Origin of the sequence: Gordonia insulae (assembly GCF_003855095.1) — a bacterium.
Classification (GTDB): domain Bacteria; phylum Actinomycetota; class Actinomycetes; order Mycobacteriales; family Mycobacteriaceae; genus Gordonia; species Gordonia insulae.
Map to the genome: position 1 here is coordinate 3499981 of NZ_CP033972.1, position 21617 is coordinate 3521597.

21 protein-coding genes are annotated in these 21617 nt (G+C 64.7%); 13 read left to right on the forward strand and 8 right to left on the reverse strand.

What is annotated here, in order from left to right; genetic code table 11:
• Nucleotides 1-12 precede the first annotated feature (12 nt).
• On the reverse strand, nucleotides 13-1215 hold the full coding sequence (locus D7316_RS15895; RefSeq protein ID WP_124709109.1) for an acyl-CoA dehydrogenase family protein: 1203 nt from the start codon (nucleotides 1213-1215) through the stop codon (nucleotides 13-15).
• 66 nt (nucleotides 1216-1281) lie between these two features.
• Between D7316_RS15895 and D7316_RS15900 the strand changes: the two genes are divergently transcribed.
• Together D7316_RS15900 and D7316_RS15905 are read left to right on the forward strand one after the other, a co-directional pair.
• On the forward strand, nucleotides 1282-1743 hold the full coding sequence (locus D7316_RS15900) for an FAS1-like dehydratase domain-containing protein (RefSeq protein WP_124709110.1): 462 nt from the start codon (nucleotides 1282-1284) through the stop codon (nucleotides 1741-1743).
• Nucleotides 1743-2159 (forward strand): MaoC family dehydratase, encoded by a 417-nt coding sequence (locus tag D7316_RS15905; protein WP_124709111.1) that lies wholly within the window; start codon nucleotides 1743-1745, stop codon nucleotides 2157-2159. The genes D7316_RS15900 and D7316_RS15905 overlap by 1 nt, the downstream gene beginning before the upstream one ends.
• 20 nt (nucleotides 2160-2179) lie before the next feature.
• Here the strand turns inward: D7316_RS15905 and D7316_RS15910 are convergent, their stop codons facing one another.
• From D7316_RS15910 to D7316_RS15920, 3 genes are read right to left on the reverse strand one after another with little or no spacing between them, the layout of a single operon-like run.
• Nucleotides 2180-3157, reverse strand: a complete 978-nt coding sequence (locus D7316_RS15910; RefSeq protein ID WP_124709112.1) for a quinone oxidoreductase family protein — start codon at nucleotides 3155-3157, stop codon at nucleotides 2180-2182.
• Nucleotides 3158-3179: 22 nt separating this feature from the next.
• The gene (locus tag D7316_RS15915) at nucleotides 3180-3965 is read right to left on the reverse strand and encodes a hotdog domain-containing protein (RefSeq protein WP_124709113.1); all 786 of its coding nucleotides are present in this window, start codon (nucleotides 3963-3965) and stop codon (nucleotides 3180-3182) included.
• A 5-nt stretch (nucleotides 3966-3970) separates the two neighbouring features.
• The gene (locus D7316_RS15920; RefSeq protein WP_124709114.1) at nucleotides 3971-5665 is read right to left on the reverse strand and encodes an AMP-binding protein; all 1695 of its coding nucleotides are present in this window, start codon (nucleotides 5663-5665) and stop codon (nucleotides 3971-3973) included.
• Between the two features lie 280 nt (nucleotides 5666-5945).
• Between D7316_RS15920 and D7316_RS15925 the strand changes: the two genes are divergently transcribed.
• The 3 genes from D7316_RS15925 to D7316_RS15935 all read left to right on the forward strand — a co-directional run bounded on the left by D7316_RS15925 (nucleotide 5946) and on the right by D7316_RS15935 (nucleotide 9082).
• The gene (locus tag D7316_RS15925) at nucleotides 5946-7400 is read left to right on the forward strand and encodes an aldehyde dehydrogenase (protein ID WP_124709115.1); all 1455 of its coding nucleotides are present in this window, start codon (nucleotides 5946-5948) and stop codon (nucleotides 7398-7400) included.
• A gap of 75 nt (nucleotides 7401-7475) precedes the next feature.
• Nucleotides 7476-8348 carry a LuxR C-terminal-related transcriptional regulator gene (locus tag D7316_RS27475; protein WP_124709116.1) on the forward strand — a complete coding sequence of 291 codons (873 nt, stop codon included), beginning with the start codon at nucleotides 7476-7478 and terminating at the stop codon, nucleotides 8346-8348.
• A 50-nt stretch (nucleotides 8349-8398) separates the two neighbouring features.
• Nucleotides 8399-9082, forward strand: coding sequence for a response regulator transcription factor (locus D7316_RS15935; RefSeq protein ID WP_124709117.1), 684 nt, complete (start codon nucleotides 8399-8401; stop codon nucleotides 9080-9082).
• Between the two features lie 10 nt (nucleotides 9083-9092).
• Here the strand turns inward: D7316_RS15935 and D7316_RS15940 are convergent, their stop codons facing one another.
• Nucleotides 9093-9410, reverse strand: a complete 318-nt coding sequence (locus D7316_RS15940) for a 2Fe-2S iron-sulfur cluster-binding protein (protein ID WP_124709118.1) — start codon at nucleotides 9408-9410, stop codon at nucleotides 9093-9095.
• Nucleotides 9411-9657: 247 nt separating this feature from the next.
• Here D7316_RS15940 and D7316_RS15945 point away from each other — a divergent pair, with 247 nt between their 5' ends.
• The 3 genes from D7316_RS15945 to D7316_RS15955 are packed head-to-tail and all read left to right on the forward strand — an operon-like array spanning nucleotide 9658 to nucleotide 13375.
• Nucleotides 9658-10983 (forward strand): cytochrome P450, encoded by a 1326-nt coding sequence (locus tag D7316_RS15945; RefSeq protein WP_124709119.1) that lies wholly within the window; start codon nucleotides 9658-9660, stop codon nucleotides 10981-10983.
• Nucleotides 10984-10985: 2 nt separating this feature from the next.
• Nucleotides 10986-12227: an NAD(P)/FAD-dependent oxidoreductase gene (locus D7316_RS15950; protein ID WP_124709120.1), complete on the forward strand. Its 1242-nt coding sequence runs from the start codon at nucleotides 10986-10988 to the stop codon at nucleotides 12225-12227.
• A gap of 35 nt (nucleotides 12228-12262) precedes the next feature.
• On the forward strand, nucleotides 12263-13375 hold the full coding sequence (locus D7316_RS15955) for an NAD(P)-dependent alcohol dehydrogenase (protein WP_124709121.1): 1113 nt from the start codon (nucleotides 12263-12265) through the stop codon (nucleotides 13373-13375).
• A 411-nt stretch (nucleotides 13376-13786) separates the two neighbouring features.
• On the opposite strand, the gene D7316_RS15960 is transcribed toward D7316_RS15955, so the two are convergent.
• From D7316_RS15960 to D7316_RS15970, 3 genes are all read right to left on the reverse strand, one after another.
• Nucleotides 13787-14665 carry an HpcH/HpaI aldolase/citrate lyase family protein gene (locus D7316_RS15960; RefSeq protein ID WP_124709122.1) on the reverse strand — a complete coding sequence of 293 codons (879 nt, stop codon included), beginning with the start codon at nucleotides 14663-14665 and terminating at the stop codon, nucleotides 13787-13789.
• Nucleotides 14662-15117, reverse strand: a complete 456-nt coding sequence (locus D7316_RS15965) for a MaoC family dehydratase (protein ID WP_124709123.1) — start codon at nucleotides 15115-15117, stop codon at nucleotides 14662-14664. The genes D7316_RS15960 and D7316_RS15965 overlap by 4 nt, the downstream gene beginning before the upstream one ends.
• A 71-nt stretch (nucleotides 15118-15188) precedes the next feature.
• Entirely contained in the window at nucleotides 15189-15824 is a 636-nt protein-coding gene (locus D7316_RS15970) for a transglycosylase SLT domain-containing protein (protein ID WP_124709124.1), read from the reverse strand.
• A 717-nt stretch (nucleotides 15825-16541) separates the two neighbouring features.
• Here D7316_RS15970 and D7316_RS15975 point away from each other — a divergent pair.
• From D7316_RS15975 to D7316_RS15995, 5 genes are all read left to right on the forward strand, one after another.
• A complete protein-coding gene (locus tag D7316_RS15975; RefSeq protein WP_124709125.1) occupies nucleotides 16542-17294 on the forward strand; it encodes a hypothetical protein in 753 nt (250 codons plus the stop codon).
• A gap of 62 nt (nucleotides 17295-17356) precedes the next feature.
• Nucleotides 17357-17983, forward strand: a complete 627-nt coding sequence (locus D7316_RS15980; RefSeq protein WP_124709126.1) for an Rv1733c family protein — start codon at nucleotides 17357-17359, stop codon at nucleotides 17981-17983.
• A 53-nt stretch (nucleotides 17984-18036) separates the two neighbouring features.
• Entirely contained in the window at nucleotides 18037-18546 is a 510-nt protein-coding gene (locus tag D7316_RS15985; RefSeq protein WP_124709127.1) for a 2Fe-2S iron-sulfur cluster-binding protein, read from the forward strand.
• Complete coding sequence (locus D7316_RS15990; RefSeq protein WP_124709128.1) at nucleotides 18543-19523, forward strand: FAD binding domain-containing protein; 981 nt, start codon at nucleotides 18543-18545, stop codon at nucleotides 19521-19523. Before D7316_RS15985 ends, D7316_RS15990 begins: the two co-directional genes overlap by 4 nt.
• Entirely contained in the window at nucleotides 19523-21613 is a 2091-nt protein-coding gene (locus D7316_RS15995; RefSeq protein ID WP_124711381.1) for a xanthine dehydrogenase family protein molybdopterin-binding subunit, read from the forward strand. The genes D7316_RS15990 and D7316_RS15995 overlap by 1 nt, the downstream gene beginning before the upstream one ends.
• Nucleotides 21614-21617 lie beyond the last annotated feature (4 nt).

Sequence of the window (21617 nt, forward strand, 5' to 3'; positions counted from 1 at the left end):
ACGCCGCCTTTCTCAGCTGCGGGGCATCCCGAGCACGCGCTCGGCCGCGATGTTGCGTTGGATGAAGGTAGAACCGCCCGCGATAGCGGTGCCGCGAGCTTGGTAGGCGAGGCGCAGCCAGCGCTGTTGGTCGCCATCCGCGGTCTGCGCACCTGGCGCCTCGTCGCCGGCCGCGAGCCCGAACTGCCCACCGAAATCGCTGAGCTCGAGCCCGAAATCGGCGATGTCCTCGACCAACGGGCAGAAGTAGAGCTTGCCGATGGAGGTCACCGGCCCCGGCGGCTGCCCCGAAGCAGCGCCGGTGATGACCCGCTGACCGATCAGATAGTGCGTCAGGGCACGGCCGTAGAGGTCGGCGATACGCTGCCGGATCTCGGACCTCCCCATCAACGGGTTTCCGTCATCGTCAATGGTTCGTCTGACCTGATCGATCAGGTCGCCCACCGCTCGAGTGGTGTTGACGCGACCGGTGGCGATCCCGACGCGCTCGAACGCGAGCGTGCCCATCGCGACCTTCCATCCGCCATCGACCTCGCCGACCACCGCGGAGTCCGGCACGAACACATCGTCGAGGAATACCTCGTTGAACTCGGCCTCGCCCAGCATGTGCTCGAGCGGGCGCACCGTGACCCCGTTCGCAGTCATCGGCAACAGGAAGTAGGTGATGCCCTTATGCCGGTCACCACCTCCGGTGCGCGCCAACAGGATCGCGTTGTCGGCAATCTGCGCGCGCGACGTCCAGATCTTCTGGCCCTGGATCGTCCATCCGCCGTCCACCTTGGTCGCCTTGGTGCGCAACGACGCGAGGTCTGAGCCGGACTCCGGCTCGGAGAAGAGCTGGCACCAGATCTCGTCGCCCTTCAGGATCGGCTCGAGATACCGCTGTTTCTGCTCATCGCTGCCGAACGCGACAACGGTCGGCCCCGCGAAATCCTCACCGATGATGTTCAGTCGCTCGGGCGCGCTGGCGCGGTCCATCTCCTCGTTGAAGATCGCCTTGATCTTCGCATCGGCACCCGCGCCGCCGAAATCAGTCGGCCACGACAGCCCGGCGAAACCGGCATCGAACAGTTTCCTCTGCCACACCGACCAGAATTCCCGTTTGTCCTCGAGCCGTGTCGACTCCGGCCAGGACAGAGCCGGCACAGTATCGGTCAACCATTCACGAACGCGAGTCCGGAACTCCGCTTCGTCCGGCGAATCGCTCAGATCCATCTGAACCTCCACATCATTATGGCTCAAAGGTACTATAGGTCAGACCATAAAATCTAGGAGGTTTGGATGACGAGATCCTCGACTCAGGGGATACCCATCGGTTCGGTGCTCGACACGGTGTCGTTCGAGGTCGAAGCCGGGAAGATCATGGAGTTCGCACGAGCCACGCATGCCGCGGACCCCGTGCACACCCACCCCGAGGCCGCCAGGGCAATGGATTTCCCCAACGTCCCGGCGACTCCCACCCACGTCGTTGTCGCCGCACATCATCGCGATCAGAAGGAGTTCGTCGCGGCTCTCGGCCTTGCCATCGAGCGCGTCGTGGTCGGCTCGGTGGATTGGGAGTACATCCGACCGATCGTCGCGGGAGATCGATTGACCGGAACCCGCCGCGTCATCGACGACGTCACGCGGGAGGGCAAGCGTGGTGGGGTGATGCGTCTGGTCACTCTCGAGACCGCCTGGGTCGACGACACAGGCGCCACCGCCGTAACGCAACGTGAGGTACTGATCGAGAGAGGCGCGTGATGGGCCGTCCGGCAGCGACATTGGAAGTCGGCCAAGTAGTGGAATCGCGATCGATCGGACCGATCACTCAAACCGACATCGTCCGATTCGCCGGTGCCGGAGGGGATTTCAATCCGCTGCACCACGACGCGGCGTACGCGCGTCAGGCCGGCCTCCCCGACGTCATAGCGATGGGCCAGATGCAGGCAGGAATGCTTGCCGCATGGATCGCCGACCTCGTGCACGTGGAGAACCTGCTGTCGTTCTCGGTCCGGTTCGCGTCTCCGTTGGCGATCGGCCAGACGATCGAGATGACCGGGACGGTCTCTTCGGTTAGTACCGAGGATGCCACGGCTCACCTCGAACTCCTCGCGAAGTCCGGTGACAGAGCGGTCATCTCAGGGCGTGCACGCGTCAGAATCGCACTCTCCGGATAGCCGTCGAGATCGTGCTGCGATCAGCAGCGCAGCACGATCTTGCCGAATGCTCCGCCGGCCTCGAGTTCTGTGTGGGCCGCAGCTGCGTCGGCGAGTGAGTAGGTAGCGGCGATCGCCGGCGGAACAACTCGACCCGTCGAAACGAGGTCCATGAGATCACGGAAGTCCTCACCACCGCCCATTGTGGTGCCGAAAAGACTGTACTGTCCGAAAAAGAACGGCCGGACGTTCATCGTGACCTGTTCGGCGACATTGGCGCCGAGCACGACGAGTCGCCCACCCGGCCGCAAAGTCTGAACGGAGCGATCCCAGAGTCCAACCGGATCGAGGACGACATGGAACCCTGCGCCGTTGGGCGAGAGCTCCTTTGCCAGTTGTGGCCAGTTGTCGTCGGTGTGCAGGACGCCGCCCGCGGCTCCCGCGCGCTGCGCCTTGTCCAGCTTCTCCGACGTCGACGCGGTCACGAATGTCTGCGCTCCGACTGCCGATGAGAGCGCGAGCGCCATGGTCGACACACCACCCCCCGCGCCGATGACGAGCAGCGATTCGCCTGACGTGAGACCTGCACGTGTCAGCAGAGCGCGGTAGGCGGTGACACCGACAAGTGGTAGAGCCGCGGCCTGCTCCCACGAATAGCCGGCGGGACGAGGTGCGAGGCATTCCTCCGGGACGCTGACGTACTCCGCGTAGGTCCCCGCCGTGTGATCACCGAGAATCTGGAACTGCGGCGATGGCGCCGCTGACCGGTGTCCCCAGTACAACGACGGCAGGATCACCACTTCTTCGCCGGTGTCGACACGAACACCGGCGCCATCTGCACCCGGCGTGTGCGGCAACGGAGAGCGGTACTGGCCTCGGCGAACCAGAACGTCGTGCCAGTTGAGCGCGGCCGCATGCACTTTAACGATGACCCAGCCGGATCGCGCGATCGGCTCGTCGACCTCGCGCGGAACGAGCACCTCGGGGCCACCGAAGTCCGACATGACTATCGCCTTCATGCTGTCGACCCTGTCACGCTGTTCACCTCTGCACGACCACGTTCGCAACGGCACAGAGCTTACCCGTCGAACTCCTGGCGTTCACTCGCACCACGGCGAGCGAACGGCCCCGGTGGACCACCTCGGCCTCGAAAGACGTCATGCTCGCAGCATCTCCGGGGCGGACGTAGGCGATGTCGATGCTGGAGGTGCGGAGGACACCACCGGCATCGAGCGCCGACATGGCGGCGAACTCCGACCCGCAGATCAATACGCCACCATGCACGTTGCCCATGCCGTTGGCCGCCAGGGGTGTCGGCGACAGTTCGACGATCCCGGCGGTGATGTCGCGGAATCCTAGAGCATCGCGAACCGTGACCTCACCCGCCGGCAGCTCGAAGTCCACGGTGGAGTTCGACGGACGGGTCGCGACCTCAACCAGATGAGAACGCTGGGTCACCAACGCAATCGGACGGCCGGAGGCGTCGGCCACCACGCCGCGCGTGGTACCTCCAAGGTCGTCGCGTGCGATCAACTCGCCGGTGACGGTCATAGGTGGGCCCGCGATCGGGGGATCGGCGAGGAAATCCAACCGGATGCCGAGGCTGACAGGCCACCTGTCGGTGCCCGAGCCGGCCGCCACGACATATCCGGTCACGTCATCGAGCGGAACACCTAGGGCACCGCGGCAGGAGCCGGCCACCGGGTCATTCAGCCAGCCGCCGGCCTCCACAGCGAGTTCACCTCGATCGGAACCGAGGGTCACCGGACTGACCCGTAGCAGTGCTTCGGCTCCGGAGACGACGAATTCGGCGGTTGTTGTTGACATCCGGTTCAGAGTGCACCGGCAGCGGTCGGCTGTTCGAGCTCGGCCGCCACCTTCTTGCGCAGCACATGCTTCTGGATCTTGCCGGTCGCGGTCATCGGCAACTCGTCGATCGCGATCACCCGCTCAGGAGTCTTCTGGATGGCCACGCCCCGATCCGTGAGGTAGGTGCGGAGATCGTCGACAGACGGGACAGGGTGTCCGTCCTTCGCCACGACGTAGCAGCACACCTTCTCACCGAGCTTCTCGTCGGGCATTCCGACGACGGCCAGCGAGAGCAGATCCGGATGATCGGCGAGCTTGTCCTCGACCTCACGGACGCTGATGTTCATGCCGCCGCGGATGACGATGTCCTTGGTACGACCGGTGACCCGGACGAAACCGTCCTCGTCCATGACCCCCAGATCACCCGAACGCGAGAAGCCCTCGGGGGTATACAGCTCGGCTGTGTCCTCGGGCCGATTCAGATACTCGATCATGTGCGACGGGCCACGGTAGGCGATGTCGCCCTCGGTGCCGCGTGGCACAGCGAATCCGTCGGCCCCGACGACCCTGACCTCCGCACCCGGAAGGGCAGCGCCATCCGAGGTGATCGCACGGTTCGGGTCGTCTGACACGGTGCAGGTGGTCGTTGACAGGTTCTCGCTGCGGCCATACAGCGACAGCACTGACGTACTCGGCAGGTGAGCCGTGGCATTCTCGACCACCGACGCGGGGATCGGCGAGCCCGCACAGGTCCATACCCGCAGTGACGACAGATCGGCCTCCGGATGACCCTCCGCTGCCGCCATCAGGGTCTGCAGGAAAGTCGTCGCGGTGACGGCTGCCGTACACCCGTACTTCTGGATCTCGATGAGTCCCTGCGCCGGGCTCCATTCCGCCATCACATGTGTGGCGGCTCCGGCGATCAACGGGATCAGCACACTGGTGACCAGGCCGGTGGTGTGGGTGATCGGAGAGGGACCGAACTGGACGTCGGCTTCAGTGTGACCGAAGGCGATGGTGAGCGCGCGAGCACCGGACGCATACGTGTTGAAGGTGTGTACACAACCCTTCGGCCGCGAGGTGGTCCCGGACGTGTACACGATGACGAACGGGTCGTCGGGGTGCACCCGAAAGTCCAGTTCGGCGTCGACCTCGGCAGGCTCGATCCCGTCGACTATCAGATCCTCGAACACCGTGATGTCACGGGCGGCAAGCGACTCGTGCGTGTTCTCCGGAGCACGTACGGCGACGATGGATTCGAGCGTTCCGGAATCTTGACGGATCTCGTCGAACATCGAGACATAGTCGAAGCCCTTGAACTCCGCCGGCGCGATCGCCATCTTGATCGAAGCATCCGATACCACGTGCGACACTTCGTCTTTGCGGTAGATCGGCATGATCGGCACCATCACTGCGCCGATCCGCGACAGTGCGGCCGCCGCCACGACGAATGCAGCCCAGTTCGGGAGTTGTACCGCTACCCGATCGCCGGCCGCGAGACCACTTCGGCGCAGGCCCAAGGCAAGCCGCTGGGCGGTGCCGTACAGGTCGGCGAACGTGAGCGAGTACGTCCCGTCGGTGATGAACACCTTGTCCGGGTGCGCCTCCGCACGGGAGCGAAGGAGTTCGGTGAAGTTCTCGTCCGTCCATTGCCCGCTCGCATAGTACTCATCGATCTGAGCCTGGGTGTATCGGCCGAGGTCTCGCTCGCTCGTCATGGTGCCCGTCCTTCGTCGCCCTGCTTGCTACGTTTGAAGATTAGAATGGTTAGACCGAATAGCGCAAGGTTCTTTCTTGATGCTCCCGCCAGGACCGAGGTCGCAGGGTCGATCGCCAAAAAATTCACCCGAAAGAGGCAGGAACCGAGTCAAGAGGGCTATTTTTATGGTCCTACCAAACAAACCATTGAGCTAAGGCCGTTCCTCGACCATGCTGGAGTGACGCCGTTCACAGGCACCGCAAGAATCATTTGTGCACACGCCGCACAGGAGGAGCGAGATGACAACCATCGACTACCGCGAGTTCTACATCGATGGCGGCTGGAAGAGGCCTGCGACGAGCGAAATGATCGCGGTGAACTCACCGACCACCGAGCAGGCGATCGGCAGCGTTCCCGCTGCATCGACGGCGGACATCGACAATGCGGTCGCGGCGGCACGGCGCGCGTTCGACGATCCCGATGGCTGGTCGACATGGCATCCGAAGCAGCGCGCCGAGGCCCTCGATCGCTTCGCGTCCGAGCTCGAATTGCGGGCGGCCGAGACAGCGCGACGTGTGTCCATCCAGAACGGCATGCCCATCTGGCTGGCCGAGCAGTTCGAGGGCGGCTTCCCCGCGGTCCTCCTGCGCTACTTCAGTCAGATGATGGTGGATTCGCCGGCCATCGATGAACGTCCCGGAATGCTGGGTGGCACGGCACGGGTCACCCGACACCCCATCGGAGTCGTCGGAGCCGTCGTACCGTGGAACGTCCCGCAGGCGATCTCCTTCCTGAAGCTGGCTCCGGCGCTGGCCGCGGGATGCACCGTCGTACTCAAGCCCGCTGAGGAGACGGTCCTCGACGCGTTCCTCATGGCCGAGGCAGCGGCCGCGTCAGGACTCCCGGCAGGAGTGCTCAACGTCGTCCCAGGTGGACGCGATGTCGGCGCTTACCTGGTTGAACACCCGGGTATCGACAAAGTGTCATTCACCGGATCCACGGCCGCCGGTCGTAAGATCGCCGAAGCGTGTGGCCGGCTCCTTCGCCCCGTCACCTTGGAACTCGGCGGCAAGTCCGCTGCCATCCTGCTCGACGACGTGGACCTGAACGCGTCTCTCGAGTCCCTCTTCGGGGTGACGTTCCTGAACAACGGCCAGATCTGCTGGCTCAACACGCGAGTGCTGGCTCCGCAATCGCGATATGGAGAGGTGGTGGACACCCTCACCGACCTGGCGAAATCGCTCAAGATCGGCGATCCGCTGGATCCGGCGACCAAGATCGGCCCGTTGGTGTCTGCGCGACAGCGCGAGCGTGTCGAAGGCTATATCGCCAAGGGCAAGAGCGAGGGCGCCAGATTGACCACCGGAGGCGGTCGGCCGGCCGATCTCGACACCGGGTTCTTCATCGAACCAACGATCTTCGCCGACCTGGACAACGACGCCACCATCTCGCGCGAGGAGATCTTCGGCCCTGTGCTCAGCGTCATCCCGTTTGCCGACGAGGCCGAGGCCCTCGCGATCGCCAACGACAGCGAGTACGGTCTCGGCGGATCGGTCTGGTCGTCGGACATCGAGCGTGCCGCCGACATGGCCTCGAAGGTGAAATCCGGCACCGTGGGTGTGAACCACTACTCGAACGATCCCGTTGCACCCTTCGGCGGCATCAAGAGCAGCGGGATGGGTCGTGAGCTCGGACCCGAGGGCCTGCACACCTTCCAGCACCTCCACACGGTCTACCTGCCGCCTGCGGGATGAGACCTCGACAGATGACGATCCGCTAGACTGTGTTCCGCATCACAGTACGGAGTGCATGGAGTGAATCAATCGATTATGACGACAGAACCGCAGACCGATGACTCCCCTTTCGGAGGATTACGGCGGTTCCTGTCACAGCTCCAGCAGGTCGATGAGGCCGACCTCGCCTCGGCGACCTGTCGCGAGGTGTGCTCGGATCTCGGGTTCTCGAAGGCGATGTTCTCGCGCGTCACCGGCTCGTCCTGGGCGCCGGAACACGTCTACGTCGCACCCGAGCTCGAGGACGGATACCGCGAACTCTGCGATGCTGTCGACGGGACACCGGTGCCGTTGCTCCGGGCACCGCGCGAAGCCGACCTGGTGAGGCTTCGCCGTCCGTACGTGCTCAACCGTCGGGCATTTCATCGCGAGGCATATCGGCCGTTGATCGATCTCTCGGATCCCGCGGCGTACGCGGCCGCCCCGATCCTCGTCGACGGGCGGACGGTGGCGATCCTTCATGTCGATCGAAACCGCGAGAGCATCTCCGACGACGATGTCCGCGCCCTCCTCATGGCCACCCGGATCTCTGGAATGGTGATGGCCACGAAACAGTATGTCCGACATCTGGACACCCGGCATCGGGCACTCGCCGGCATGGTCGAGGAGTTGATGGCCACTGACCAGGCACCGGCGACGACGTTTCGTCGGCGCGCAGTCGACACCCCCGATCCACATCGCCGTGAATCGGACGACCGCGACGCCCTGCTGACCGAGCGAGAAGGGGATGTGTTGCGGCTGTTGGCCGACGGTGCCACCAACCGCGAGATCGCATCACAGCTGTTCATCTCCGATGGCACGGTGAAGTCCCACGTTCGTCGCATCTTCCAGAAGCTCGACGTGCGATCCCGCGCACAGGCGGCCGCGCGTTATCGGGAGAGACGGCCCGGCGCGTTCACCCACGCGTGATACCCGACAGGAATAAACGGGAGCGGGTCGAGGCCGCGTTGGTCTCGGTCATGGACGCATCCGACCACGACAGCCTCGCCCAGGTCTTCTGTCAGGCGATGGCTGCCATCACGGGTTCCGAGAGCGTCGCGCTCGCCGAGATCGACGACGTCACGATTCACGAACTGGCGCGCGTCGAGCGACCTGGCGCGCCGTCGCTCCTGTCCAACGATCGCCTGACCGTCGGACTCGCCCCGCGCGCGTCGACATCTGTCACATGGCACCAGGCGGCGGGCGCGAACACGCCTGGGCAGGGCACGGTGACAATCGTCGATCTGCCCTCGGACGGGACACGAACCGTCGTGTTCATCGACGGTCAGGTCGATCAGGACGATCGCGAGTCGGTTCTGCTCCTCGTGGACATCGCCGGCGCGACGGCGGAACGTATCGCCGGCGCAGAGCGGCTGCGGGATCAGGACAACCGCTTTCGGTCGCTGAGCGAGCGGATCAAGGCGCTCGGGAACAACGACCCGGAGGACATCCATGACGATCGTGCCGCTGAATTCGCCTCAACCGCCGCGCTTCTCACGGAGCGTGAGCGTGACATTCTCGAGGACCTTCTCCGCGGGGCCTCCAACGCAGCGATAGCGGAGACACACACCCTCTCGATCGAGACGGTCAAGACCCACGTCAAACACATCCTGCGAAAAATGGGCGCGAACAACCGAGCCGAGCTGATTGCCCGTTCCGGGTGACGGTCGACACTTACATCGCCGAATCGACGACCTCGACGTGGACCTCGCTCTGATCGGCGATCACGAGCTGGCACGACAGGCGCGAGTTCGGCCGCGCGCCATCCAGGAACTCGATGAGTTCGGCCTCCTCATCAGTCGGCGGATCGAAGCCGTCTGTCATCGGATCATTCAGATAGACATGACATGTCGCACACGAGCAGCTACCGCCACATTCCGCGACGATACCCGGCAGATTGTTGCGTACCGAACCGTCCATGACCGTCTGGCCGGCCGGGACATCGACGGCCTCCTCGGTGCCGTCGGGCAGGTGGTAAACGACGCGTGCCATGTCTGTCTCCTCGATAGTTCAGGCTGTGCGAGATCTGCGACCTCCGCCTCATCGTGTGCCAGATCGAACCCCAAAGCATCACCTCTTCGGTGTAATCGCTCACCCGACAGAGGTATACGCCGTCACATGGTCTGTAGATCCCTCCTTGTGTGGGACAGATACCCCGTCGGGGGGACGAGCCGGACGTGATGCAGCGCACACACTGGACCACGTTCCAGCCCAGTGTGACGCACGAGATAGGACGCTCATGACCTCCACAGCGCAATCCCCCGCCGATCTGATCATTCCCGACGACGTCGCACAGCAGATCGTGCTTCCGGAAGGGCATCGCGACGACGGCCGCCTATTCGAGGCGTACCGCTGGCTCCGCGAGAACAATCCCCTGGGACTGGCACGGGTCGACGGTTACGACCCGACCTATCTGGTGAGCAAGCATGCCGACATCATGGAGATCGAGCGGCAGCCGCAGATCTTCACCAGTGCCGGCGGCGAAGAGAAGGGGAAGTTCAACCCGATCCTGGCGAACCAGGCGGGTGACGAGTTCACCAAATCCATCAACAACGGCAGCCTGCGCGTCCTGGAGACGCTGACCTATCTCGATCCGCCCGAGCACACCGTCGTCAAAGACATTGCCGCCGACTGGTTCCGACCCAACAACCTCAAGCAGTGGGAGGACACGATTCGGACGTTGGCCCGTGAGTCCGTAGATCGCCTGCTCACGACGGACGGAAGGATCGACTTCGTGAAGGACTTTGCGCTGCAGTATCCATTGCACGTGATCATGAGTTTGTTCGGGGTCCCGGAATCGGACGAACCTCGGATGATGGCTCTGACTCAGGAGTTCTTCGGTACTGCCGATCCAGACGCGGCCCGCGACGATGTCGAGCCGCTGACCCCCGACGCCGCTGCCAAGCAATGGGTGGCAACGATTCAGGACTTCTATGCGTACTTCGACGAACTGCTCATGAGTCGCCGCGCGAATCCGACTGGCGACCTGGCCTCCATCATCTCCACCGCCAAGGACCCTGACGGCGAGTACTTCGCGAAGGAGGTTGCCTACGGCTACTTCATCGCGATCGCCACCGCAGGCCACGACACCACTTCCTCCACCATGGCCGGCGGCATCCACGCGATCTCGCAGAATCCCGGGCTCCTCGGTCGGCTCCAGGGAGACCTGTCCCTCGTCCCCAATCTCGTGAACGAGTCGCTCCGTTGGGCATCGCCGGTCAAGCACTTCATGCGCACCGCAGTCGAGCCTTATGAGCTGCGCGGCCGCTCGATCCAGCCGGGCGACCGGTTCATGCTCCTTTACCAGTCGGGCAACCGCGACGCCGATGTGTTCGACGAGCCGGATGTGTTCAACATCGACCGACGCCCCAATCGGCACATCGCCTTCGGCTACGGGCCACACATGTGCATCGGCCAGCACCTGGCGAAGATCGAACTCCGCATCATGTTCGAGACCTTGCTGCCCCACCTCACGAATGTGCAATTGGCGGGAGACACCAAGTTCATCCAGACCAACTTCGTCGGCGGCCTCAAGAACATGCCGGTCGAGTTGGCGTTCGCCTGACGATGAGCACAACAGGCAACCCGGTTGTCATCGTCGGTGCCGGGCACGGCGGAGCGGGACTCGCCGCCCTGCTCCGTCAGTCCGGCTTCGACGGTGAATTGGTGCTGGTCGGCGCCGAAGCCCACCACCCATACCATCGGCCACCACTGTCGAAGAAGTTCGGCGGCGACGAGGAGTACCAACTGCTCCGCCCCGCGGAGTTCTACGCCGAGAACGGCATCGACTTCCGGCGCGGGGTCAGTGTCGTCAGCGTCGATCGGCCCGCCATGCGCGTGGAGCTGTCGGATGGATCGAGCCTGGGCTATCACGTGTTGGTGCTCGCCACCGGATCGACGCCGCGGCAGCTCCCGATTCCGGGCGCCACCGCGAGAGGCGTGCTGACCTTGCGCACCCTCGACGACGCATGGGCATTGGGCACGGCCCTCGACAGTCGCGCGCCGTTGGTGATCGTCGGTGGAGGGTACGTGGGCATGGAGGTCGCCGCTGTCGCCCGGTCGCTGGACATCCCGGTCACCATCATCGAACGCGAGCGGCGCGTACTGGCACGCGTCGCCAGCCCCGAACTCTCCGAACGCCTCACCGAGTATCACCGTGGTCGTGGAACCGATATCCGAGTCTCCGCACAGATCAGGGCAATTCGTACCGAGTCCGGCTCAGCGTGCGGTGTGGAACTGACTGACGACACGCTCGTCGAGGCCGCCACGGTTCTGGTCGGCATCGGTGCCGTACCCAACGAAGGGTTGGCGGGCGCAGCCGGATTGGCCTGTGCCAACGGGGTGATCGTCGACGAATGTGGCCGAACCAGTGATCCGAGGGTGTTCGCCATCGGCGATGTCGCCCGTCGACCACTCCCGGGCACCGACGAACTCGTCCGGCTGGAATCCATACCGAACGCCACCGAACAGGCCCGGCAGGTCGCTGCGGCCATCCTCGAGAGCGCGCCCCCCGAGCCCGAGGTCCCGTGGTTCTGGTCGGACCAGTTCGATCTCAAGCTCAAGATCGCCGGCCTGATGGCCCCCGGGTGTCGCGTGGTCGCTCGTGCCGGAAAGAAGCCGGGCGCATTCGGCCTGTTCCATGTCGCCGACGATGCCACCGTGGTGGCCGTCGAAACCGCCAACTCGCCGGGCGATTTCGTGACAGGAAAGAAGTTCATCGCAGCACGGACGTCCATCGATCCCGAGCGACTCGCCGATCCCGATGTCTCGCTGCGCGATGTCGCCGCCATACCGGCAGCGGGCGTATGAGATCCCACCCAACCAGTCGAACTCAGGAGAAGAACATGCAGACACAGGCAGCGTTGCTGACCGGACCCGGTAGTGATTTCACCGTGGCCGACATCGACATCGACGGACCGCGGGCCGGCGAGGTACTCGTGCAGATCGCCGCTGTCGGCATCTGCCACACCGACCTCGCCGCTCGGGATGGGGTGCTGCCCTTGGAATTCCCCGGTGTCGCCGGCCACGAAGGCGCAGGCACGGTGTTGGCCGTCGGCGATGGCGTCACCAAGGTCAGCATCGGCGACAAAGTAGGCGTCACCTTCAACAGCTGCGGCCGGTGCACCACCTGCACCACGGGGCGCCAGTCCTATTGCGAGAACTTCAACGAGATGAATTACAGCGGTGTCCGCAACGACGGCAGCAAGCCGCTCAGCATGGACGGAAAGCCGGTGGGCGGCCTGTTCTTCGGCCAGTCGTCGTTCGCCCGAGTGGCTCTGGCCAACGAACGCAACGTCGTGAGGATCGATGACGACATACCGTTCGAGCTACTCGCACCGTTGGGCTGTGGCGTGCAGACCGGGGTGGGCGCCGTCATGCGGTCCCTCTCCGCCGAAAAGGGCTCCACAATCGCCATCGCCGGCGGCGGTTCGGTGGGCCTGTCCGCGGCGATCGGCGCTGTCATCCAGGGTTGCGCGACCATTCTGGTCATCGAACCCAATCAGACTCGCCGCGAGCTGGCCCTCGAACTGGGTGCTACGCATGCCATCGACCCATCGGCCGGGGGCGTCGCCGAGCAGATCCGCATGGCGGTTCCCAACGGCGTCGACTACATCGTCGACACCACCGGGATCCCTGCAGTGGTCGAAGCCCTCATCGGCGCGACCGCGGTGCGCGGAACAATCGGCCTGATCGGCGTGCCGTCCGACCCGACCGGCACCATCGGCCTCAACATCATCGCCGCGCTCACCCTCGGTCTCACGATCACCGGAATCATCGAGGGCGACAGCGTGCCCGACGATTTCATCCCGGAACTCGTTGCACTCCACCGCGAAGGCCGCCTCCCACTCGAGAAGCTGGTCACGACCTTTCCTTTCGAGAAGATCAACGATGCCGTCGCGGCTCAACACGATGGCTCTGTGGTCAAGCCGGTACTGGTGTTCGACGACGAGTCATAGCGCGTCCCGACCTGGCGCTTGGCCCCGCAATGTCCTCTGATCGCGGCGGGGCCAAGTGCCTTCGATGGCTTTGCAGACAATTGGTCTGTCCAAATATTGGCGCTTGGGCTACGCTGAGGCAACTCGTTCGATGCCATGGAGGAAAGATGATCGGCCCCAATATGCTGTACCCCAACATATCTGAGTCAGATCGATCGATGATTCGTTACCTACTGCGCTGGGCACCGTTTGACGGCGGTGACGACGAGATCTTCCCGACGTTCGGAATCAGCCCAGGTACTTTCTACCTGCGCGTCGGCCGACTGCTCCAAGCCGAACCCGACCGAATCCCGCATCACAATCTCGCAGAGTTGATCGCGTACTGTGCCCGAAAAGCGAGGGCGACGTCAACAGGTCGCTGATTTCGAGCGGTTACCCGTTATCCCACGCCAGGACCCGCTGTGCCTGTTTCAGATGAGGAAGATCCAGCATCTTGCCTTCCAGCGCAACGGTTCCCACATCCGCAGAGAACGCTTGCACCACCCGCTGGGCGAACTCGATCTCGTCGGTCGAAGGGGTGAACGACGAGTTGATGATGTCAACCTGGGCGGGATGGATAGCGATTCGTCCGCTGAAACCCTCTGCGCGCGCACGTCGCGAGGACTCGGCAAGGCCGGCGTCGTCGCGAATGTCGACGTACAGGGTTTCCACCGCTTCAACATCGGCGGCTCGCGCGCCCATGAGGGTCAGGGAACGCACCACCTGATAGGTGGTTGCCCACTCGCCGGTGGAGCCGAGATTGGTCGACGCGCCCAGGGCAGCGCTGAGGTCCTCCGCACCCCAGGTGAGGCCGTACAGCCGGTCCAGCCCCGCGGTCGCGAAGTCACCGAGCCTGAACGGTGCGAGCGGCGTCTCGGTCGCAACCGGCAGAACCTGCACGGTTCCGGTCACGATCCCGTAGGCAGCTTCGAGAGCGTCGATATAGTGGTGCACGCGCCGCACATCCTCGGGCCCTGTGATTTTCGGGATCATGACGCCCGCGGGAACGGCAGGGATCACCGCCGCGAGGTCCGCCAGCGCGTGGCCGGTCTGGAGTGGATTGATCCGCACCCACAACTGCGGACCACCGGTGGATACGAGTTGGGCAACAACAAACTCGGAAACCAACTGACGCGCCAACGGCTTTCGCGCAGCGCTTACCGCATCCTCAAGATCGAGAATCACCGCATCGGCGGTCGTTCCGGCAACCTTGCCAAGCTTCTTCTCGCTGTCGCCGGGAACGAACAGAAAGGACCGAAGCGGGCGGCTCATTCCTGCGGCTTCTTCCGCTGCAGCCCGCTTCGCTTACACGTCGCGACCAGTTCGTCGTTCTGATTGAACGCCTGATGCAGAAAGGTGACGATGCCCTCGTCCGGGCGGGATTTGGAATCGCGCAGCTCGATCACCTCGGTGACGACATGAATTGTGTCACCGTGGAACAGCGGTTTGGGGAACCTGACCTCGTCCCATCCCAGGTTGGCCACCGCGGTACCCAGGGTGGTGTCACCGACGGAGATGCCGACCATCAGCCCGAGTGTGAAGGCGCTGTTCACGATCCGCTGCCCGAACGGCGTGTCCTTCATGTATTCCTCGTCGAGGTGCAGCAACGCCGGGTTATGCGTCATCGCCGTGAAGAGCACGTTGTCGGTCTCGGTGACCGTGCGCCTGATCGGATGATCGAACCTCTGCCCGACCGACAACTCGTCGAACCACACACCAGCCATGGCGCACCACCTCCGCAATCGAATTAACGGATCAATGGTACGACCATAAGCTGGATGCGGTCAATCAGTTCTCAGTACGCCGAGTTGACGTTGTCCATCGAGCCGTAGGTATGCGCGGCGTAGTTGCATGCGGCGACGATGTTGGCGACCGGGTCCCAGACGTCGAACTTGGTGCCCTCGACGTGGTACGCCGCAAAGGTCGGGTCGATCACCTGCAGCAGCCCCTTGGACGGGATGCCGGCGGCAGCGTTGGAGTCATAGAGGTTGATGGCCCGCGGGTTGCCGGTGGACTCGCGCATGACGTTGCGCATGATGCCGTCGTAGCTCGCGGGGATGTTGTTCGCCTTGAGGATGTCCAGCGACTGACGAATCCAGCCGTCGAGGTTGTCGGCGTAGACCGGTCGCGGCGGCGGGGCCGGGGCCACGATGGGCTGGACCGGCTTGTTGGCGGCCATCTCGATCTTCGGGGTGGGTGCGGTCTTCACCGGGAAGGCCGGCGTGGACGCGGACGCGTCGGTCTCGGCCGACGGCGCGGTATGGGTGGTGGCAACCGGCTGACGCTCGGCGTTGGCGGGCTCGGTGGTGCTGATCGCACCGGCGGTGATGGTGGCCGCGACCGCGAGCGTGGCCGCGCCGCCGACGTAGCGGATGTGGGTACGGGACGCGCTGGTCCGGGCACGCCGGAGCGACTTCGAGAGAACGAACATGTAACTGGTTTCCTGAGTGTTGGTCCGCCCATCGGCGGGCAGCAGACAACCTCCGAGGCGCGGTGGCGCTCCCGGCTACGTGGGTCATCGCTGACATGGACTTGTTGAACAAGGGACGCTGCCGTCCCGGCGCATGCCGCAATCGACCCACCGCTGTAGGGTCCAGGCGAGAATCGCTCAGGCGGCGACGGTGGCGGTGTCAGCCCCGATAGCCGCAGCGAGACCGCGGATTGCGCATGCGGGAGAAATCCGCATAGCTACTCCACTTTCTCGTGCTGCAGACGTCTCGTCTGCGTTCGTGGTTGATAACAGATTGATATACGTCCCTGAGAAAAGTCCAATAGCGGACCCGCGCACGGGGCCGATACGGCATCGAACCGACCCGTGTCAATGTCCGAAAAATGTGGTTTGCCCTGGAGGTATGCGAAATTTCGGCTCCGTGATCCGTTTCACAAGTTTGCTGGTCGAAATTCCGCGGAATCGGCGCCGGAAGGTCACGAAACAGTTCATTGAATACGCACGGACCCCGGGGGCCACCGTAGGACCATGACCTCGGTTGGCGACCTCGAGAGGGCCTGAGCGCGCTTAGGTGGACGCCGTGTCTCTTCCGTTGCCATTTCTTCGCCGATCCGGTGCCTGACCGTCGCACCTCGCCCGTCCGGCGACGCCTATCCTGCTGACAAGTCGACCATCGGGGGGCCACCGAAGGGATGACCGTTGGGCGGACAGCGTCGACGTCTCGTCGCCGCCACCATCGCGGCGATCCTCGCGGTGCTCATCGCAAGTGGATGTCAGGACACCGCGACCACACCGCCGGCGAGCCCATCCCCGTCCCCGGATCGCATCCCGGCCGATTTCGATGTGACGTTCCGCTGGATTCCAGGCGCTGTCTTCGACGTCTCCGGCCAGGAAGGCACTTTCGTCCGGGCGTTCGTCGAGTCGTTCGAACTCGCGAACGCCGGACGGTCGGTCGACTGGGGCTACCACGGATTCGCCCATGCCGCCCCGTCGAACATCGCGCAGATGATCGCTGCGTACCCGCCGGAGCAGTCCGCCGCCAACCCCGGCGTCGGCACCGCGTTCTTCACCGGCCTGCGCCGCGTCGACGATGGCGACTGGACCCGAATCATCTTGTGTCGCCATGGTTATCGTTCGATCAAGGTCAGCGATCGCGAGTGGTCGTCGCGCGTTGATCGCCCACGGCCGATCGAGATCGACTTCCGGCGCAGCCACACCGCACTGCCCACCAACACACGGGGTACCGCCCGCACACCGCGTGGTGATGTGTTCGGCGACTGGTACGCCACCCGCTACGACTTCTCCGCGATCTATCCGCGAACCACGGCCGACGAACACGCCTGCGCCGCTGCGGCACCGTCCGAGGTACCCGCACGTGCCCCCGAGATCGGACCCCGACCGTGGCCGAGTCTGCCGCCGAGCCCGGGCTGGCAGGCGACGTCGCCGCTGTGATATCGGTCCCGACCGACCGAAGGAACTGGCGGCCACGACAGCTGGAGTGCCACCATGGATAGGTGAGTCATGCAACTGATCGAGCGAGGGTGGGTGTGTTCCCGCTGCTCTCCCCACGGCGGTGGCCCATCATGCGCCTCATCAGCGGCAGCCCGCTCATCCGGCGAACCGATCGTGTCCAGGCGCTGGCGACCTGTCTCGCCGCCCTCGTGGCGCTGATCGCGATCCCCCTGGCGGTGCAGGTGGAGGACGAGGTCCACACGGTGCGCTCCGCCGAGATCGCCGAGCACGCCCGAACGACGCAGGCCGTCGAGGCGACGGCCGTCGAGGACAGCGCCGTGATCCTCGCCGAGGGCCAGACGGGCACCACCGTCACCGCACGGTGGACCTTCGCCTCTTTTCCGCATCGCCAGGTCGTCAGTGTCGACAAGGCCGTCGTCCACACCGGTGATCACTTCACCGTCTGGGTGGATCCGCGAGGCCACGCGACACACGAACCGCTGTCGGAATCCGAAGCCGGCGTCGGTGCGGCTCTGACCGCGGTGGCGTTCTACGGGGCGGCCCTCACCCTGTGCGCGTTGTTCGTCCTGAGCGTGCGCACCATCGTCGGTCGGCACCGCGGGCGCGCCTGGGACGCGGCACTGGCCGCACTGACCGGCACCGATGAGGACCATCACCGCCAAATGTGAGCACCTCGCCCGGCGCGCGTTTGCGACAGTCCGCGGCGGGGTATCGACTCACGATGGAATCGCAGATCACCCTGTCGGTGAACGGCGTGACGTACGACCTGGTGGTCGACACCCGGACCACACTGCTGGATGCGTTGCGCGACCGCCTCGACGTCTACTCGCCGAAGAAGGGTTGTGACCACGGCCAATGTGGGTCGTGCACCGCTCTGATCGACGGAAGACGGGTCACCACGTGTCTGTCACTCGCCGTGGCTCAGGACGGTGCGACGATCGTGACGTCCGAAGGACTGACCGACCAGGCAGACGGATTGCATCCGATGCAGCAGGCGTTCATCGACCAGGACGGCTTTCAGTGTGGGTACTGCACTCCCGGACAGGTGTGTTCGGCAGTCGGGATGCTCGACGAAGTCGCGGACGGACACCCGAGCCACGTCACCACAGACCTCGAGGGTGAGATCGAGCTGTCCGATGCGGAGATTCGAGAACGCATGAGCGGCAACCTCTGTCGATGCGCGGCGTACCCCAACATCCTTGCCGCGATCCGACAGGCGGCAGCGCGATGATCCCGTTTCGCTACGAACGCGCCACCGACGCACCCAGCGCGGTCGTCACGCTGAGGGAGAACCCCGGCGCCAAGGTCCTCGCCGGCGGCACCAATCTGGTGGACCATCTGAAGCTCTGCGTCGCGACACCAGAGCTGCTCATCGACATCTCACGGCTTCCGCTGGACACGGTCGACACGTGGGGTGACGGGACGGTCCGGATCGGTGCGAATGTGCGCAATAGCGACCTGGCGGCGCACCCCGCCATCCGTCGCGGGTATCCGATGCTGGCGCGCGCACTCTTGTCCGGGGCGTCCCCGCAGCTTCGCAACCTGGCGACCACCGGCGGGAATCTCTTGCAGCGCACCCGCTGCGTGTACTTCCAGGATCTCTCCACCCCGTGCAACAAGCGAAACCCCGGCAGCGGATGCTCGGCGATCGGCGGATACACGCGCTACCACGCGATCCTCGGTGCATCCGAACACTGCGTGGCCACACATCCGTCGGACATGGCTGTCGCGCTGACCGCCCTCGACGCCACGGTGGTCGCACTCGGGCCGAATGGCGAGCGCCGCATCCCGGTACCGGAATTTCATCGACTCGCCGGCGACGAACCCGATCGCGACACCGTGCTCGAACGGGACGAGCTGATCGTGGCCGTCGAGCTCCCGCCCGTGGTCCCGGGTGCCGTGTCGACATACCGCAAGGTCCGGGACCGTGCCTCGTACGCCTTCGCGCTCGTGTCGGTGGCAGCCGAACTGCGCATCGGTGACGGCACCATCCGCGACGTCCGGATCGCATTCGGTGGCGTCGCCCACAAACCCTGGCGCGCCGTGGGTGCAGAGCATTCCTTGCTCGGCGCGGAACCGACGCTGCGGGCGTTCAGCGCCGCCGCAGATGCGGAACTGTCAGCAGCCCGCGCACTCCCCGGCAACGAGTACAAGATCCCGTTGATACGGCGAACTCTCGTCGCAACACTGCGCGAGTTGGTCGAATGATGAACGCCATCGGAACGTCACTCCCGCGCATCGACGGACAAGCCAAGGTCACCGGCACAGCGCGATATGCGTACGAACACCCCGTCGCTGATCCAGTTCATCTGTTCCCGATCACGGCCGAGGTGGCCCGCGGCCGCGTCACCCACATGGAGACGGAGGGCGCAGAGGCGCTGCCCGGCGTGCTGCTGGTCCTGACACCCGACAATGCACCACGCCTGGCCGACACGTCTGATGGCGACCTGACGATCCTGCAAACGACAGACGTCTCCTACCGCGGCCAACTGATCGGCGCGGTGGTCGCCGAGACACCCGAGATCGCCAGGCAGGCAGCGGGCCTCGTGTCTGTCCGCTACGACGAGCAGGACCACGACACCGGTTTTCGAGTCGACCATCCGCAGGCGTACCGGCCCGAGTCGGTCAACGGCGGGTACGCGACCACAACGGACGCCGGCGATACCGAGTCACTGTTCGCCCGGCCCGCGGATGCCTCTGTCGACCACTGGTATTCGACACCGGAGGAACACAACAACCCGATGGAGCCGCACGCGGTCATCGCGCTGTGGGATTCCACCGAACCGCTGCTGACAATGTATGACTCGACGCAGTCGACGCACGGCGTGGTGTCCGCGCTCGCGCCGGTCCTCGGCCTCGAGCGAGACCAGATGCGGGTGATCGCACCGCATGTGGGCGGAGGATTCGGGTCAAAGGGGTCCCCACACTCGCACGATGTACTGGCCGCCATGGCGGCGATGAGGCTGCCGGGTCGCCCGGTCAAGTTCGCTGTGACGCGCCGGCACATGTTCGCCTTCGTGGGTTATCGGGCCCGCACCGCGTCTCATGTGCGCATCGCTGCCGACCATAGAGGACACATCACTGCGCTCGCACACGACGCATTCGCGCAGACGGCGCGTGTCAAGGAGTACGTGGAACAGGCTGCGGTGCCTGCGCGAAGCATGTACGCCAGTCCGAATCGGCACACCGATCACCACGCCGTCCCGTTGGATGTGCCGGTGCCCTACTGGATGCGCGCGCCCGGCGAGGCCCCCGGCATGTTCGCCGGGGAGGTGGCGATGGACGAGCTCGCCGCGGAGTGCGGCATCGACCCCATCGAGCTGCGTGTACGCAACGAACCGCTGTCCGATCCCGAGACCGGAAAACCGTGGTCGTCGCGCCGAGTGCTGGATTGTCTCCACGAAGGTGCCCGCCGATTCGGTTGGGACACAAGGTCAGCGTCCCCGGCGAGCCGGCGCGAGGGCAATTCCCTGATCGGCATCGGTGTAGCCGGTGCCGCATATCCGCACATGGTCATGCCAGGTACCGAGGTGTCGATCGGGTTCGGTGACAACGGGCGTTACTCCGTCCGTACCGGGGCCGCCGACATCGGCACCGGCGCCTGGACCACGCTCACTCTCATCGCTGCTGACGCCCTCGGGTGCCCACCCGAACAGATCGCCCTGGAGATCGGCGACAGCGCCCTGCCCAACGCGACGGTCGCCGGCGGATCGTCGGGCACCTCGTCGTGGGGCTCGGCGATCGTGACTGCCGCCCATCAGTTTCGCGCCCGATTCGGCGACGATCCGCCTCCCGGCGCCGAATTGACCGCGCACGCACCGGACAATCCGGATCTGGAGAAGTACACGATCTCCTCGTTCGGCGCTCATTTCGTCGAGGTACGCGTCGACGTCGACACAGGCGAGATCCGGATACCGAGGATGCTGGGCGTCTTCTCGGTCGGCCGCGTGATCAATCCACGAACAGTCCGTTCACAACTCATCGGCGGGATGATCTTCGGTGTCTCGATGGCGCTCCACGAGGAGAGTGTGCGCGATCCGCGTTTCGGGCACGTGGTCACCCACGACCTCGCGGAGTATCACATTCCGGTGCACGCCGACATCGCGGAGATCGATGCCACATGGCTCGACGACACCGACGAGCACGCGACGCCGATGGGCTCGCGGGGCGCCGGTGAGATCGGCATCGTCGGCAGCGCCGCCGCGGTGGTCAACGCGATATACAACGCCACCGGCGTTCGGGTACGGGACCTTCCGGTTCGCCTGGATGATCTGCTGACCGGGCTGCCCGCGCAGTGAGCCG